The 16134-nt window shown below is 65.3% G+C and carries 13 protein-coding genes and 1 riboswitch; of the genes, 10 read left to right on the forward strand and 3 right to left on the reverse strand.

The window, feature by feature from the left end; all coding sequences use genetic code 11:
• The first annotated feature begins 110 nt into the window (after nucleotides 1-110).
• Nucleotides 111-263: riboswitch (SAM riboswitch) on the forward strand.
• Nucleotides 264-323: 60 nt separating this feature from the next.
• Complete coding sequence (locus AC16HO_RS08090) at nucleotides 324-1334, forward strand: alpha/beta fold hydrolase (protein WP_395641741.1); 1011 nt, start codon at nucleotides 324-326, stop codon at nucleotides 1332-1334.
• Nucleotides 1335-1350: 16 nt separating this feature from the next.
• A complete protein-coding gene (metB, locus tag AC16HO_RS08095; protein WP_395641742.1) occupies nucleotides 1351-2559 on the forward strand; it encodes a cystathionine gamma-synthase in 1209 nt (402 codons plus the stop codon).
• A 13-nt stretch (nucleotides 2560-2572) separates the two neighbouring features.
• On the opposite strand, the gene AC16HO_RS08100 is transcribed toward metB, so the two are convergent.
• Complete coding sequence (locus AC16HO_RS08100; RefSeq protein WP_395641743.1) at nucleotides 2573-3370, reverse strand: inositol monophosphatase family protein; 798 nt, start codon at nucleotides 3368-3370, stop codon at nucleotides 2573-2575.
• Nucleotides 3371-3553: 183 nt separating this feature from the next.
• Here AC16HO_RS08100 and AC16HO_RS08105 point away from each other — a divergent pair, with 183 nt between their 5' ends.
• Nucleotides 3554-4291, forward strand: coding sequence for an RNA methyltransferase (locus AC16HO_RS08105; protein WP_395641744.1), 738 nt, complete (start codon nucleotides 3554-3556; stop codon nucleotides 4289-4291).
• On the opposite strand, the gene AC16HO_RS08110 is transcribed toward AC16HO_RS08105, so the two are convergent.
• Nucleotides 4288-5631: a hemolysin family protein gene (locus AC16HO_RS08110; protein ID WP_395641745.1), complete on the reverse strand. Its 1344-nt coding sequence runs from the start codon at nucleotides 5629-5631 to the stop codon at nucleotides 4288-4290. The genes AC16HO_RS08105 and AC16HO_RS08110 overlap by 4 nt on opposite strands.
• Before the next feature lie 198 nt (nucleotides 5632-5829).
• Here AC16HO_RS08110 and rfbB point away from each other — a divergent pair, with 198 nt between their 5' ends.
• The 6 genes from rfbB to AC16HO_RS08140 all read left to right on the forward strand — a co-directional run bounded on the left by rfbB (nucleotide 5830) and on the right by AC16HO_RS08140 (nucleotide 11020).
• Nucleotides 5830-6882, forward strand: coding sequence for a dTDP-glucose 4,6-dehydratase (gene rfbB / locus AC16HO_RS08115; RefSeq protein ID WP_395641746.1), 1053 nt, complete (start codon nucleotides 5830-5832; stop codon nucleotides 6880-6882).
• Nucleotides 6883-6891: 9 nt separating this feature from the next.
• Nucleotides 6892-7110, forward strand: coding sequence for a hypothetical protein (locus tag AC16HO_RS08120; RefSeq protein WP_395641747.1), 219 nt, complete (start codon nucleotides 6892-6894; stop codon nucleotides 7108-7110).
• The gene (gene rfbA / locus AC16HO_RS08125) at nucleotides 7107-8009 is read left to right on the forward strand and encodes a glucose-1-phosphate thymidylyltransferase RfbA (protein ID WP_395641748.1); all 903 of its coding nucleotides are present in this window, start codon (nucleotides 7107-7109) and stop codon (nucleotides 8007-8009) included. Before AC16HO_RS08120 ends, rfbA begins: the two co-directional genes overlap by 4 nt.
• The gene (rfbC, locus tag AC16HO_RS08130) at nucleotides 7996-8568 is read left to right on the forward strand and encodes a dTDP-4-dehydrorhamnose 3,5-epimerase (RefSeq protein WP_395641749.1); all 573 of its coding nucleotides are present in this window, start codon (nucleotides 7996-7998) and stop codon (nucleotides 8566-8568) included. The genes rfbA and rfbC overlap by 14 nt, the downstream gene beginning before the upstream one ends.
• The gene (gene rfbD, locus AC16HO_RS08135) at nucleotides 8565-9494 is read left to right on the forward strand and encodes a dTDP-4-dehydrorhamnose reductase (protein ID WP_395641750.1); all 930 of its coding nucleotides are present in this window, start codon (nucleotides 8565-8567) and stop codon (nucleotides 9492-9494) included. Before rfbC ends, rfbD begins: the two co-directional genes overlap by 4 nt.
• 77 nt (nucleotides 9495-9571) lie before the next feature.
• A complete protein-coding gene (locus AC16HO_RS08140; protein ID WP_395641751.1) occupies nucleotides 9572-11020 on the forward strand; it encodes a mannose-1-phosphate guanylyltransferase/mannose-6-phosphate isomerase in 1449 nt (482 codons plus the stop codon).
• A 237-nt stretch (nucleotides 11021-11257) separates the two neighbouring features.
• Here the strand turns inward: AC16HO_RS08140 and AC16HO_RS08145 are convergent, their stop codons facing one another.
• A complete protein-coding gene (locus AC16HO_RS08145) occupies nucleotides 11258-11701 on the reverse strand; it encodes a hypothetical protein (RefSeq protein ID WP_395641752.1) in 444 nt (147 codons plus the stop codon).
• On the opposite strand from AC16HO_RS08145, the gene AC16HO_RS08150 reads away from it, so the two are divergent.
• Nucleotides 11700-16134, forward strand: a 4435-nt coding sequence (locus AC16HO_RS08150; protein WP_484335370.1) for a beta strand repeat-containing protein, incomplete at its 3' end; no start/stop codon positions are given. The two genes, AC16HO_RS08145 and AC16HO_RS08150, sit on opposite strands and share 2 nt — an antisense overlap.

Genomic DNA, 16134 nt, shown 5'->3' on the forward strand with positions numbered 1-16134 from the left:
GTCTCTTGATCCTGTCAGTTGTTGGAAAAAAATAGATCGATATTCAGTTTGGCCGTCTAAACGCCTAAACGTCTTGACATCCGGATCGCGTACCCGTAGCATGCGCCCCGTACTCATCAAGACCGGCTGAGGGACAGGCCCAGCGACGCCGGGGCAACCTTTGCGGAATCGGACGGGATCCACCCGGGCGAGTCCGCGATTGGTGCCAAATCCTGCGAGGTCCGCGGAGCTTCCGGCCGCGGTGGACCCCGTGAAGATGAGGCGAGCGCAAGGTTTCCGCTGCATTCGTCTCGTTGGGGCTGTGGATGAAAGACGAGACCGAAATGAGCGCCGAACCACAACGTTACCGTCATGCCCAGGCCGAGGCGCCGGCCGTGCAATGGCTGGAAGGCGAACTCGCGTTGCCGCAGGCCTTCGTGCTCGAATCGGGCGCGGCGCTCAACGATGCCAAACTGGCTTGGACCTGCGTCGGCCCCGCCGATGCGCCGGTCGTGGTGGTGCTGGGCGGCATTTCCGCGCATCGCCGCCCGGTCGCGATCGATGGTAGCGGTTGGTGGGAATCGCAGTGCGGCACGGGCAAGGCGCTCGACACGAACCGCCATCGCCTCGTCGGTATCGACTGGCTCGGTGGTTGTGACGATTCGACCGGACCGAAGTCGTCCGCCAGCGAACATTTCCCGGCCATCTCGACCGCCGATCAGGCGCGCGCGCTGCTGTTGCTGCTCAACCGCCTCGGCGTGCGCCGCGTCCATCTCGTGGTCGGCGCCTCGTACGGCGGCAACGTCGCCCAGCATCTCGCCGCGCTGCTCGGCGAGCGCCTGCGCCACCTCGTCCTGCTCAGCGCGGCGCACAAGGCCGCGCAGTTCGGTCTCGCGCTGCGCCACGTGCAACGCGCGATCCTCGATCTCGGCAGCAACTCGACCGAAGCATTGGCGCTGACGCGTTCGCTCGCCGTACTCGGCTACCGCACGGCCGAAGGTGTCGAGCGGCGCTTCGGCGCCGAATCGCCGGTCGATGCGCATGCCGACGGCGTGCTCGGCTGGATCGATCATCACGGCCGGAAATTCGTGCGCCGCTTCGATGCCGCCGCCTACCGCTGCCTCGGTCTATCGCTCGATGCGCACGGGATCGACCCGGCCGCGGTGCGCGTGCCGACCACGCTGTTCGCCGTGCGCGAGGATCTGACCGTGCCGCTGTCGCTGCTGCGCGAATACCAGGCGCGCGCCGGCGCCGCCTGCGAACTGGTCGAAATTTCCTCGGACTACGGCCACGATGCCTTCCTCAAGGAAGAGGCGATCGTGGGCACGTTGTTCGAGCGCTGTCTGTACGTCTAGAACCCGGAGAAGCAACGTGAGTCACGCCGCCCAGAAGCCCGCCCGCCACGCAGCCACGATCGCCGCCCGCGCCGGCGTCGACCAGGATGTCGCGCACGGCGCCGTGATGCCGCCGCTGTATCTGTCGACGAACTACAGCTTCGAGGGCTTCGGCAAGAAGCGCGAGTACGACTATTCGCGCTCGGGCAACCCGACCCGCGACGTGCTCGCCGACGCGCTCGCCGAACTCGAAGGCGGCGCCGGCGCGGTCGTCACCGCCACCGGCATGGCCGCAATCACGCTCGTCACCTCGCAGCTCTCGCCTGATGACCTCATCATCGTGCCGCACGACTGCTACGGCGGCAGCTACCGCCTGTTCGTCAACCAGGCCAAGCGCGGCCTGTACCGCTGCGCGATCGTCGATTTCAACGACACGGTGGCGCTCGCGACCGCACTCGCCTGCAAGCCGAAGATCGTCTGGATCGAGACGCCGAGCAATCCGCTGTTGCGCATCGTCGACATCGCCGCGGTGTCGCGTCTCGCCCACCAGGTCGGCGCGCTGGTCGTGGTCGACAACACGTTTCTGTCGCCGGCGCTGCAGCAGCCGATCGCGCTCGGCGCCGACATCGTCGTGCATTCGACGACGAAGTATCTCAACGGCCATTCCGACGTCGTCGGCGGCGCGGTCGTGTGGAAAGACGCGGCCGTCGGCGAGCAGCTCGCCTGGTGGTGCAACTGCCTTGGCGTGTCCGGCGGCGCGTTCGACAGCTATCTCACCCTGCGCGGCCTGCGCACGCTGCAGCCGCGCCTGCGCGCGCATCAGGAAAACGCCGCGGCGATCGTCGAAATTCTCGATGCGCATGCGGCCGTGGAAAAAGTCTACTTCCCGGGCCTGGCCAGCCATCCGCAGCATGCACTCGCCGCGCGCCAGCAGAAGGGCTTCGGCGCGATGCTCAGCTTCGACCTGGCCGGTGGCGTGCCGGCGGTGGAAGCGTTCGTCAACGGCTTGCGGAGTTTTACCCTGGCCGAGTCGCTCGGTGGCGTCGAAAGCCTGGTGGCGCATCCGGCGACGATGACGCACGCGGCGATGGACGCCGAGGCGCGTCGCGTGGCCGGCCTCGGCGACGGACTGTTGCGCCTGTCGGTCGGCATCGAGGCGATCGAGGACTTGAGCGTGGATATCGAAGCGGCGCTCGATCGCGCCGTATCCGTGGTCGATACGCGCGCGGTCGCCAACGCGCGCTGAGCGCTGCGCGCCGTTACAACAGCGTCGGCGGTGAGTGCGCCGAAATCACCTTGGCCATCGCCGCGGCGACGAAGTGGTTGCCGGCGATGAGGTTGCCGTTCTCGGGCATGCCGGCCTTGCCGGCGAAGTCGCTGCACTGGCCGCCGGCTTCGCGCACGAGCAGCACGCCTGCGGCCATGTCCCAGGGATGCAGGCCGGTCTCGAAATAGCCGTCCAGACGCCCGGCGGCGACGTAGGCGAGGTCGAGCGCGGCCGAGCCGGTGCGGCGGATGTCCTCGGCGTCGGCGAGCAGCGCGCGGGTCATGTCGAGCTGGGCGCCGAGATGGCGGCGCTGGCGGTACGGGAATCCTGTGGCGAGCAGCGCGCCCGCCAAGCCTTCGCGCTTGGTCACGCGGATGCGGCGGTCGTTGAGGAACGCGCCGTCGCCCTTGCTCGCGGTGAACATCTCGTCGCGCAGCGGATCGTAGACCACGCCGTAGACGAGGTCGCCATGATCGCGAAAACCGATCGAGACACAGAAATGCGGAAAGCCGCGCAGGTAGTTGTGGGTGCCGTCGAGCGGATCGATGATCCAGACTTTCTCGGTGCGGCCCTTCTGCCCGGATTCCTCGCCGAGGAAGCCGTGGTCGGGATAGGCGCGGCGCAGTTCCTTGATGATCTCGGCCTCGGCCAGCTTGTCGACTTCGCTGACGTAGTCGTGCCGCGATTTCTCCTCGACGTTGAGTCCCTCGACGCGATTGAGGTTGCGCAGGATGATGTTGCCGGCGGCGCGCGCGGCCTTGACCGCGACATTGACGGCGGGGCGGGGCATGGTGGAACTCCGAACGATGGCTGGTAAAGAACGACCCGTTCAGGGCTGGCCTGCGGGGCGCGAAGGGTAGCACGACAGGCGGCAATCGAGAATTGGAATCGTGGCTTGTTGTCTGTGATCCCGGCTTTCGCCGGGATGACGGTGCTTTTAAGCTTAGTGCTTTCCTTGGTACCGTCTCAGCTTATGCTAGCCGTCCGCTTCGTCCTCGTCCGCACCTCGCATCCCGGCAATATCGGTGCCGCCGCGCGCGCAATCCGCACGATGGGCTACACCCGGCTCGTGCTGGTCGCACCACACAAGTATCCGCATCCGGAGGCGAGTGCGATGGCGGCCGGCGCGGACAATGTGCTCGACAGCATCGTCGTCGTGCCGACGCTGGTCGACGCGATCGCCGATTGCCGCCTCGTGCTCGGCTGCACGGCGCGGCGACGCGGGGTGTCGTTGCCCGAAATCACCCCGCGCGACGCTGCTGTGCAGGTGCGCGAGGCCGCGGCGAGCGGCGAGGTCGCCATCGTGTTCGGCAACGAGCGCACCGGGCTCGAAAACGAGGAACTGATCCGCTGTCACGCGGCCGTGCATATTCCGGCGGACCCGAGCTATTCCTCGCTCAATCTCGCCCAGGCCGTGCAGGTGCTCGCCTACGAACTGCGCCTGGCGCAACTGGAAGCGCGGCCGCTGGCCGATGCGGGCCCGAAGTCCGATCCGCCGGCGACGGCCGAGCAGATGGAATATTTCTTCGGCCACCTGTTCGGCATGCTCGATGACATCGATTTCCACAAGGGGCGCTCGCCGGTGACGATCGAACAGCGGTTGCGCAAGCTGTTCCTGCACGCGAACCTCGACCAGCGCGAGGTGCGCATCCTGCGCGGCATCTTCGACGATGCGCAGCGCATGGCGCGGTTGGCGAAAGACCGCGGCTAGCCGGTTTCGTCCTCGGCGGTCGCCGTTGGTTTGCTTCGGCTGACCAGAATCTTGTCGATCCGCGCGCCATCCAGATCGACGACTTCGAAGCGAAAGGCGGCCCAGTCGAAGTGTTCCGCGCATTGCGGGATGCGGCCGAAATGCGCGATGACCATGCCGGCGGCGGTGCGGTAGTCGTCGTCGTCCTCGTGCGGGAAACGGGCGATGCCGGTCAACTCGCGCAGGTCGTCGATGCCGAGCGCGCCATCGACCAGCCAGCTGCCGTCGTCGCGCGTGACGATCGGCGCGGCGTCGTTGCCGTGGGCTTCGACTGCGGGCAGCGCGGCTTTGCCGACGACGGCGCCGAGCAGGTCGTTGAGCGTGACCAGGCCCTCGATGTCGCCGTACTCGTCGACGATGAACGCCATCGGCGTGGCCGCGTCGCGCAGTTCCTCAAGCAGGTCGAGCGCGCGCGCGGTGCCTGGCACGTAGACGGGCTTGGCCAGCGTGTGGAACAGGTCCACCGGCCGATCCGCCGCGCTGATTTCCAGCGTGTCGATCAGGCTCTTGACCTCGAGGATGCCGGGCACGTCCTTGTCGCTGCCGCGCATGACCGGGTAGCGCGAATGCGACGACTCGCGCATCGTCGCCAGGTTTTCCGCGAGCGGCGCGGTCAGGTCGAGCCAGGCGATGCGCGGGCGCGGCGTCATCAGCGAATCGACGCTGCGGTCGCCCAGGCGCAGCACGCGATTGACCATGTTGTGCTCGTCGGAGTCGATCACGCCCTGTTCTGCGCCTTCGGAGACGAGCAGGCGGATTTCCTCTTCGCTGACGCGCTCGCCTGAGACCTGGTCGAACTTGAACAGGTGCAGCAATTGGCGCGTGATCCAGATCAGGACGAAGCTGAAAGGCATCGCGATCCAGGTCAGCACGCGCATCGGAATCGCGACCGCGGTGGCGAATTTCTCCGGCGCGACGAGGGCAAGGCGTTTCGGGATCAGTTCGCCAAGCAGCATGTTGGCGAAGGTGATGCCGGAGACGCTGAGCACGACGCCGACCGGCAAGGCGTACTCGGCGACTCCCGGCAGGTTCTGCGCATTGAGCCAGCGCGCAATCTGCTCGCCGATGCTCGCACCGAGCGCCGTGCCCGTGCCGATGCCGAGCAGGGTGATGAATACCTGCACGGTAGAGAGGAACTGCTCGGGCTGCTGCGCGAGGTCAAGCGCGACGCGCGCGCGCCGGCTGGTCTGGGCGAGCTGCTTCAGGCGCAGCTTTCGCGAGGTCATCAGTGCCATTTCGCTCAGGGCGAAGAAGCCGTTGAGCACGGCGAGGAAAACGACCAGGACGACTTCGGTAATCATTCCGCGGCGGATTGGGAAGCGGCTTGCAGTGTAGCAGGACGGCGCGAGACGCCCGTGTTTTCGCCGGCAACCAACCGAAAATCAATAGTTTGGCGTGTCCATGCTTGGGCGGCCCGCGCATCTGGGCTAAAATCCGTGCCCCGCAGATTCCGCGCGTGGTTTTTCCCGCGGCGGCTGCGCAACGAGATCGATTTGCAGATGAAAACCATCCTGGTCACCGGTGGCGCCGGTTTTATCGGCGGAAACTTCGTGCTTGGCGCGGTCGCCGATGGCCATCGCATCGTCAATCTCGACAAACTTACCTACGCGGGCAATCTCGATACGCTCGCCGCGCTCAACGGCAATCCGGATCACGTCTTCGTCGAGGGCGATATCGGCGACCGGGATTGCGTCGGCCGGCTGCTCGCCGAGCACAAGCCCGACGCCATCGTGAATTTCGCCGCGGAATCGCACGTCGACCGTTCGATCGACGGGCCGGCCGCGTTCATCCACACCAACGTGGTCGGTACGCTCGGCCTGATCGAGGCGACGCTCAAACATTGGCGAACCCTCGGCGACACGGACAAGACGCGGTTCCGTTTCCTGCACGTCTCGACCGACGAGGTCTACGGTTCGCTCGGTGCCGAGGGCAAGTTCACCGAGAAGACGGCATACGCACCGAATTCGCCGTACTCGGCGTCGAAGGCATCGAGCGACCATCTCGTGCGTGCATTCCATCACACCTACGGCCTGCCGACGCTGACCACGAATTGTTCGAACAACTACGGCCCGTACCAGTTTCCGGAAAAGCTCATCCCGCTGATGATCCACAAGGCGCTGGTCGGCGAGAAACTGCCGGTGTATGGCGACGGCAGGAACGTGCGCGACTGGCTCTACGTCGGCGACCACTGCAGCGCGATCCGGCGCGTGCTCGACGCGGGCCGGCCCGGCGAGGTCTACAACGTGGGTGGCGACGCCGAGCGCGAGAACATCCACGTGGTGCGCACGATCTGCGCGCTGCTCGACGAGCGCCGGCCACTCGCCAATGGCGCGAAGCGCGAGGCGCAGATCAGTTTCGTCGCCGATCGCCCCGGCCACGACCGGCGCTACGCGATCGACGCCTCCAAGCTCAAGCGCGAACTCGGCTGGAAACCGTCCGAGACATTCGAAACCGGCATCGCGCGCACCGTCGACTGGTATCTCGCCAACGAGGCCTGGGCCGGACGCGTGCTGGATGGCAGCTATCGCATGGAACGTCTTGGCGTGGGTTGAGGAGAGCGAATGATTTCCGATGTGGTTGTGGCGCGTCGCATTTCTGACTTGATGCTGGATGTATCCGGCAAACTCAATGACAGCATTTTGGACGTTGTGCGAAGCAGCCCGGAAGATGCGGAAAATTACAAGCGCGCCATCGGCTTCCTGCTCGGAGGCATTCTCCTGGATGTTTTGAATCCGCTGTACAAAGCTCATCCCGACCTCAAGCCGGCTGAATTGAAATGAATCAAACAGCAAGCAAAGGCATCATCCTCGCCGGTGGCTCGGGCACGCGCCTGTATCCGCTCACGCAAGTCATCAGCAAACAGCTGCTGCCGGTGTACGACAAGCCGATGATCTATTACCCGCTGTCGACGCTGATGCTCGCCGGCATCCGCGAGGTGCTCGTCATCAACACGCCGCACGAGCAGGCGCTGTTCCAGAAGCTGCTCGGCGACGGTTCGCAGTGGGGCATCTCGATCCGTTACGCGGTACAGCCTTCGCCCGACGGCCTCGCCCAGGCCTACCTGATCGGTCGCGAGTTCGTCGATGCGAAACCGAGCTGCCTGATCCTCGGCGACAACATTTTCTACGGCCACGGCCTCACCGAGGTGCTGCGTCGCGCGGCCGCGCGCGAGCATGGGGCCACGGTGTTTGGCTACTGGGTGCGCGATCCGGAACGCTATGGCGTCGCCGAGTTCGACGCGAGCGGCAAGGTTTCCGGGCTCGAGGAAAAGCCGAAGAATCCGAAGTCGAACTACGCCGTGACCGGTCTGTATTTCTACGACGGCCGCGCCAGCGATTTCGCCGCGGCGCTGAAACCTTCGCCACGCGGCGAACTTGAAATCACCGATCTCAACCGCTGCTATCTCGATGATGCCTCGCTGATGCTGGAGAAGCTCGGTCGCGGCTACGCCTGGCTCGACACCGGGACGCACGAGTCATTGACCGAGGCGTCGAACTACATCGAGACGATCGAGAACCGCCAGGGTTTGAAGGTCTGCTGCCCGGAGGAGATTGCGTATCTCAATGGCTGGATCGATGCCGAGCAGGTCTTGCGCCTTGCTGCCCCGCTGGCGAAGAACGGCTACGGCGCGTATCTGCAACAGTTGGTCAAGCAGGGACGCAGGCATGAAATTGATTGAGACCGATCTGCCCGGATGCGTCATCATCGAGCCGCAGGTGTTCGGCGACGCGCGCGGCTGGTTCTACGAAAGCTACAATGCTGAAAAGTATAAAAACGCCGGCCTCGACCTGCGCTTCGTGCAGTCCAATGTGTCGCGTTCCGCGCATGGCGTGCTGCGCGGCCTGCACTACCAGTGGCCCAATCCGCAGGGCAAACTCGTGGGCGTGCTTGAGGGCGAGGTCTACGACGTGGCCGTCGACATCCGCCGCGGCTCGCCCACATTCGGGCGCTGGTCCGCGGTCGTTTTGAGCGCCGCGAACAAGCGCCAGTTCTGGATTCCCGAAGGCTTCGCCCACGGTTTCGTCGTGCTTTCGGATTTCGCCACCTTCGTCTACCAATGCACCACGCTCTACGAAGGCGCCGCCGACGCAGGCATCCGCTGGAACGACGCCGACATCGCGGTCGACTGGCCGCTCAGCGCGCCACAACTATCCGACAAGGATGCGAAAGCGCCGTTCCTTCGTGACGTGCCGACCGAGAAATTGCCCGTGTTCGTGGCGCCGAAGATCGGCCCATGAAAATCCTGCTGCTCGGCGCCAACGGCCAGGTCGGTTTCGAGTTGCAGCGCGCGCTCGCACCGCTCGGCGAGGTGAGCGCGACGACGCGCAGTGGAAAGCTGCCGGGTGGCATCGATGGCTTGCGTGCCGATCTCGGCGATGCCGACTCGCTCGCGCAGGTTCTGCATGGCGCGCGCTGGGATATCGTGGTCAATGCGGCGGCCTACACCGCCGTCGATCGTGCCGAGGACGAGCCCGGGCCTGCGCTGCGGGTCAACGGCGAGGCGCTGGCGCAGATCGGCGCCTGGGCGGCGCGCAGCGCGGCACTGGTCGTGCACTACTCGACCGACTACGTGTTCGACGGTCGGGGCGCGCGGCCGTATCGCGAGGACGACTCGACCGCGCCACTCGGCGTCTACGGACACAGCAAACTCGCCGGCGAGATCGCCCTGCGTGAATCCGGCTGCGCACATCTGATTTTTCGCACCGCGTGGGTCTACGGTGCGCGCGGCGGCAATTTCCTGCGCACGATGCTGCGCCTGGCGCGCGAACGCGAGCGTTTGACCGTGGTCGACGACCAGCGCGGCGCGCCGACCACCAGCCGCCTGATCGGCGCGGCCACGACCGTGGCGCTCCAACGCTGGCTGGACGGCGATGTGGCGCGGCGTGCGGGTTACAATGGCATCTATCATCTCGCCGCCGGCGGCGAGACGACATGGTGCAGGTTCGCGCGTGCGATCGTTGCGCGCGCGGCCGCGGCGGGCTTGATCCCGCGCGAGATCGAAGTGGCGGCGATCCGCAGCGTGGATTTTCCGACCAGGGCGCGGCGTCCGGCGTATTCGGTGCTCGACACGACCAGGCTGCGCGAGCGCTTCGGAGTGGTTCCGCCCGAATGGACGCAAGGGCTGGACGCGGTGATCGGCGAACTGGCGGAAGCGCACAACTGATCCGGACGATGCGAGGACGCGGCAGGGGGCCGCGTAGTGGATGGCCGGCGGCAGCCGGGAAAAATCGGAGAACGAAAATGCTGATCCCTGTGATTCTGTCCGGCGGCGCCGGAACCCGTCTCTGGCCGGTGTCGCGCAGCGCGTATCCGAAACCGTTCATGCGCATGGCCGACGGTGAATCGCTGTTGTTCAAGGCACTTACGCGCGCGCTGCGTGTGGCGAGCGAAGGCGACGTGCTCACCGTCACCGGGCGCGACTTCTACTTTCTCAACCGCGACGAATACGCGCGCCATCCGGGCGCGGACATCGATCGCATGCGCTTCCTGCTCGAGCCGGCCGGGCGCAACACCGCGCCGGCGATCGTGCTCGCCGCGCTGCATGTACGCGAACACTTCGGTGCCGAAGCGGGTCTGCTGGTCCTTCCGGCCGATCATCTGATCAACGATGTCGAGGCGTTCGCCGCCGACGTCGCGCGCGCGCAGGTGCTGGCGCAGGATGGCTGGCTGGTCACGTTCGGCATTCCGCCGCAGCGTCCGGACACCGGTTTCGGCTACATCCGCCAAGGCGCGCAAATCGTCAAAAGTGGACAAAGGGAAATTGCCGCATTCGTCGAGAAGCCGGGCCTGGACAAGGCGAAGGAATACCTGGCCAGCGGCGATTACGTGTGGAACTCGGGCATGTTCTGCTTCCGTGCCGGCGTGCTGCTCGACGTTGCAGCGCAGACTTGCCCCGATGTGCTTGCTGCGGCGCAGATCTGCCATGCCGGCGCGCGCGCGCACGAGAGTCCGGTCGAGTACGGCAAGGACGAATTCCTCGCCCAGCCCGACATCTCGATCGACTACGCGGTGATGGAGCGCGCGCCGCGCCGCGCGGTGGTCGCCGCGGGCTTCGACTGGAGCGACATCGGTTCGTGGAAGGCGGTCAGCGAGATTCCGTCGGCGACCGAACCCGACGCCGCGGGCAACCGCGTGGTCGGCAAGGCCGTCGTCGTCGGCAGCGAAAACTGCTACATCCAGAGCAACAAGCGCATCGTCGCCGCGGTCGGAGTCAAGGATCTGGTCATCGTCGACACCGCAGACGCCGTGCTCGTCTCCGACCGCGAGCATGCGCAGCAGGTCAAGCAGGTCGTCGATCAATTGCGCGACGACGGCCACGAAAGCACGCGCCACCACCAGACCGTGCGTCGGCCGTGGGGCAGCTACACGATTCTCGAGGACGAGAACGACTGCAAGGTCAAGCGCCTCACGGTCAAGCCCGGCCAGGTGCTGAGCCTGCAACTGCACCACCGCCGCAGCGAGCACTGGACCGTCGTCCAGGGCACGGCCAAGGTGCGCGTCGGCGACAAGGAATTCCTGCTCGAACGCAACGAGTCCTGCTACATCCCGGTCGAGACCCTGCACCGTCTGGAGAACCCGACCGACGCCGACATTCACTTGATCGAGGTGCAGTGCGGCGACTACTTCGGCGAGGACGACATCGTCCGTCTCGAGGACAAGTACGGCCGCGTGCCGATGGCGACGCCTTGAGCCCGCTTTTGCCGCGCAAAAAAACCGGTGCCCCGCATACGACGCCGGTTTGCGGACGTTGTTTTCCCTTTTCGTTGTTTGAATTCGAGACGAACTGCCCAACTGCGTCACAATTTGACGCGGCGAAATTGCCTATTTCGTCACGTTTTTGATATTCTTCGTAATGTAATTTTTTGTCGTTGGCGTGGCTGGCGATCGTTTGGCATGTGCAGCGCAGGCTGCTGCGTGCAGCGGATTTCAGGTCATCCTGAAAGATCGTGCTGCAATGGCACGAATGTTGCCTAAATGCTGCGGCTCGGTCGCGAAAAATGTGAAGCCCCTTCGCAAAGCATTAGGTGCCGCGGCTGTGGGTTGATCTTGGGCAGGCTTGTAGGGTGGCAGCATGTTGTCGATGGAATTCGCGCGACGCGCTGTCGCCGATAGTGGGGATGTATTTCGTTGTCCTGTCGTCGTGACACCCATTCCAGCCGGTGAAGCGGCCGGCAAAGTCCGTCGCGCGGCGGCGAGCGCTCGCTGGCCGCGCGAATTTTCTCGAAACCGGATCGGCAAGCTGTTCTGCGGCTTGGCGAGCGCGGCGTTGAAGTTCAATACAGAGGTATCCATGGTCAACAGAGTCAGTGTGCGACGGGTGTGGGCAACGGTGGCGTTGGCTGCGTTGGCTTTGGTATCGCCGGCCGTCATGGCGAACTTCGCCTACACCGCCAATCCCACGACGGGCGGTACTGCCAGCCCTTCAGTCGCCGGTTCCATCTACTGGATGGACTGGAGCGGAATATCCCTGCCGGCGTCGGGCAGCAGTCAGAATGCCAGCTTCACGCTCGCCGACGGCTCGGTACTCAGTCTGACCATCACGCGCGGGGGGACGACCCCGGCGACCTTCGCGCCGACGCCGCCGCCGAGCTGGAGTGGCGCGGCGATAGGCAACGTCGGCTACTGTTTTCCCACCTGCGGGAGCCAGACCGGCGCGCCCAACGTCGTGCTGTATACGACATCGAGCATGGGCACCACTGGCGGCAACCCCAATACGCTTTCGTTCACACTCAGCGACATCACCCTGACCAATCCCGCCGGCAATCCGGTGGCGAACTATCAGGTGGTGATGGCCGACGGTGAGAGCACCGATACCGGTGACGCCTCCGGTGCCAACTGGACGTACACCACGACAGGCGGCAACTGGGCCCAGGTCGACTATGTGGCATCCACATCCGGCGGAAACAACGGCGCCACGCTGACCTTGAGCGGGCAGACTGCCGTGCAGTCGGCGACTACCAGTGGCAATGGGCCGTCGTGGATCGTCGCCACCGCCAGCCCTGGCACCGTCAGCGGCAACAGCAATTTCCAGATTACCGCGACGACGACTTCACAGTCGAAGCAAGGCATCTTGCTCGGCATACGTCTGGGTCAGGTGAACCTGACCAAGAACATCACCGCTCGCGCCAATCCCGCCGACCAGTTCACCTACAACATCATCAACGCAGCCGGTACGTCGGTTGGTCAAGGCACCGGCTCGTGCGCCGCCGTGGGCCCCTGCACGACGACCGGGGCGACTACCGGCAATCAAACCACGATCAGCGCGTCGGTTGCGCCGGGCAATACCGTCAAGCTGAGCGAGACGATGGCGAGCGGCAGTGCATCGTCGCTCGGTGCCTACACGTCCACGATCGCCTGTACCAACAGCAACAGCGGCTCGAGTACGGTTCTTCCGAACGGAACCTACAACCCGAGCAGTCCGCCGACGATCACGTTGCAAAGCCAGAGCGACAGAATCAACTGCACGATTACGAACAACGCGGCTACCTTGTCGGTGGCGAAGAGCGCGCCGACGATCGCCAACGTAAGCGGCAACACGTATACGGCGAAATACACCGTGACCGTCGCAAACACGGGTACGGTGGCGGGAACGTATACGCTGCAGGACACGCCGGGGTTCCCGATCGGAGTGACGCTGAATAGTTGGACGGTGACGACGACGGGCGGGACGGTGAACAGCCCGTTACCCGCCGTGGCGAACAACACTGCCGCCCAGATCAGCGCATCGAATGTGTCGATCGCGAAGAGCGCGACGCATACCTACACGGTGACGATCAACTTCACCACGAGTTCGTCGGTACCGGCATCGTCGCTGACCTGCAGCGCTACCGGCATTGCGGGCAGTGGCGCGTTCAATGCGGCGACCGTCACCTCGGGCGGCAACAGTACAAGTGCCTACGGTTGCGGCACCCTGCCGGGCACCACGGCCATCGTGGTGTCGAAGGGCACTCCGGCGATCACCGCGACGGGGACAAACACGTATTCCGCAGTGTACGCCGTAAAGGTATTGAACACCGGTAACGCGACAGGCCAGTACACGCTGACGGATACGCCGGGGTTCCCGAGCGGAGTGACGTTCAACAGCTGGACGGTGACCACGACGGGTGGAACGGTCAACGGAAGTCTGGCAGCGGCGCCGACGAACAATTCTGCAAGCCGGATCAGCGGCAACAATGTATCGATAGTGGCCGGTGCGACGCACACCTATATGGTGACGATCAACTACACGATGAGCCCGTCCGTACCGGCTCCATCGCTGGTGTGCAGCGGCAGTGCGGGCAGTGGTGCGTACAACGCGGTGACGGCCACGCCGAGCACGGGCACGGCGGCAACCGCGAACGGTTGCGGCACGTTGACGGGCGTGCCAAGCCTGACGGTGGCAAAGGGGGTGCCCACGATTACGAACACGGGCGGGAATACCTACTCCGCGACCTACACGCTGACGGTGTCGAACACGGGAGGCGCTGCAGGGTCGTACACGCTGACGGACACGCCGGGATTCCCGGCGACCGGCGTAACGCTCACCAACTGGACGGTGACGACGACGAACGGAACGTTGAACAGCCCGGTCCCGGCCGTGGCGAACAACACGGCAGCCCAGATCAGCGCGTCGAACGTATCGATCGCGGCAGGAACGACGAGTGTGCCGACCACGCATACCTACACGGTGCAGATCAACTACACGATGACTTCGGCGGCATCGGCACTGACCTGCAGCGGGAGTGCCGGCAGCGGTGCGTACAACGCGACGGCAATCACGGGAAGTTCCAGCGCAACCGCGAACAACTGCGGCGCGTTGAACAAGATCGTTGCGGTGACGATCAACAAGACGGTGACCGGTGCACCGGCCGCGGGTGCGCCCGGTGGTTACGCTTTCTCGCTGGTGTGCAACAACGGAACGTACACGGGAACGGTGGCGCTGACTGGCACGGCGACGAACGGTTCGACGACGGTGGATGTGCCGCAAGGAGCAATATGCTCGACGTTGACCGAGACGAGCAAGGCGACCGCGCCGACGAACTACAACTGGGGCACCGAGACGACGGTGCCGCCGGGTACGATCACGACCGGTTCGAGCGGTAGCATCACGAACCCGCTGAGCTTGATCCCCGGCACGCTGACGGTGACGAAGACCATCACCGGCGGTCCGGCGGTGACGAGTGCGATGGCGTTCCCGTTCAACGTGGCGTGCTCGACGCCGGCGGCGACGTATCCCGGCACGGTGAATGTGGCGGCGAACGCGACGACGGGATCGACGACGGTGAGCATCCCGGCGGGATCGACGAACTGCACGATCGCCGAAGGCGCGCGGCCGACGGCACCGACGAACTACACCTGGGGTGCGCCGACGTACACGCAGCCCTCCGCTGCGGCGATGCCTGCGGGCGGCACGGCGAGTGGCACGATCGTCAATCCGCTGACGCGCAACCAGATCGCGGTGACGATCAGCAAGACGGTGACTGGCGCACCGGCGTCGGGTGCGCCGGGCGCGTACGGGTTCTCGCTGACCTGCGACACGGGTACGTACACCGGCACGGTGACCCTGACCGGCACGGCGACGACGGGTTCGACGACGGTGAATGTGCCGCAGGGGGCAACGTGCCCGACCTTGACCGAGACGAGCAAGGCGACCGCGCCGACGAACTACACCTGGGGCACGGCAACGACGACAGCGCCGGTGGGCACGATTGCAGCCGGGTCGAGCGGCAGCATGACCAATCCGCTGACGCGCAACCAGATCGCGGTGACGATCAGCAAGACGGTGACCGGCGCACCGGCGTCGGGTGCGCCGGGCGCGTACGGGTTCTCGCTGACCTGCGACACGGGTACGTACACCGGCACGGTGACCCTGGCCGGCACGGCGACGACGGGTTCGACGACGGTGAATGTGCCGCAGGGGGCAACGTGCCCGACCTTGACCGAGACAAGCAAGGCAGCCGCTCCGACGGGCTACAGCTGGGGCACGGCCACCACTGTACCGCCGACGGGCACGATCGCCGCGGGATCGAGCGGCACGATTACCAATCCGCTGAACTTACCGGCGGACATCACGGTAACGAAGACGGTAAAGACGGTGAACGGCGCCCCGGCGACGACGTCGACGGTGGTAAGCGCCGGCGACACGATCGTGTACACGCTGACCTACAAGAACAGCGGCGGTACGGCGGGTGTGGGCACGGCGTATGAAGTGGTACCGCAGCATACGCAGCTTACTGCAATCGATACGACGGCCGGCTCGACTGCGTGCGGTTTGGCTGCTCCGGCAGGTACTGCGTGCAGGATCGATACAGTGTCGCCAATCGCGGCCAACAATGGCACGGCGAGCGTGGACGTAACGGTGGTCGTGGCCAGCCCGCTGGCGTCGGGAACGACGAGCATCTTCAACCTGGCTTCGACGACGTTGCCGCCGAGCTGCACGGCGAACGGCATATGCACGACTCCGCCGAGCGGCCCGAGTTGCACCGCGCCGGACAGCTGCACGAACAACCCGGTGACGCAACCGGCGGTGACGGTGGTGAAGAGTGTGGATGCGAGCACGCCGAACCCGATCGTTGCGAACCAGGATGCGGTGTTCGACCTGACGGTGACGAACACGGTGGCAGGGACGACGCAGGCGGCGGGGTACAGCTTCTATGAAGTGGTGCCGCAGAACACGACGTTCACGGCGCTGACGAACGGCACGACGGACTGCGCGCTGCCGGCGGCGGCGGGGACCTTGTGCACGATCGTGGTGACGAACCCGGTGGTGGCGGGTGCGCCGCAGGTGTTGAAGGCGACGTTCCACACGGTAAGTCCGCTGGCGG

This window comes from Rudaea sp., assembly GCF_057139185.1.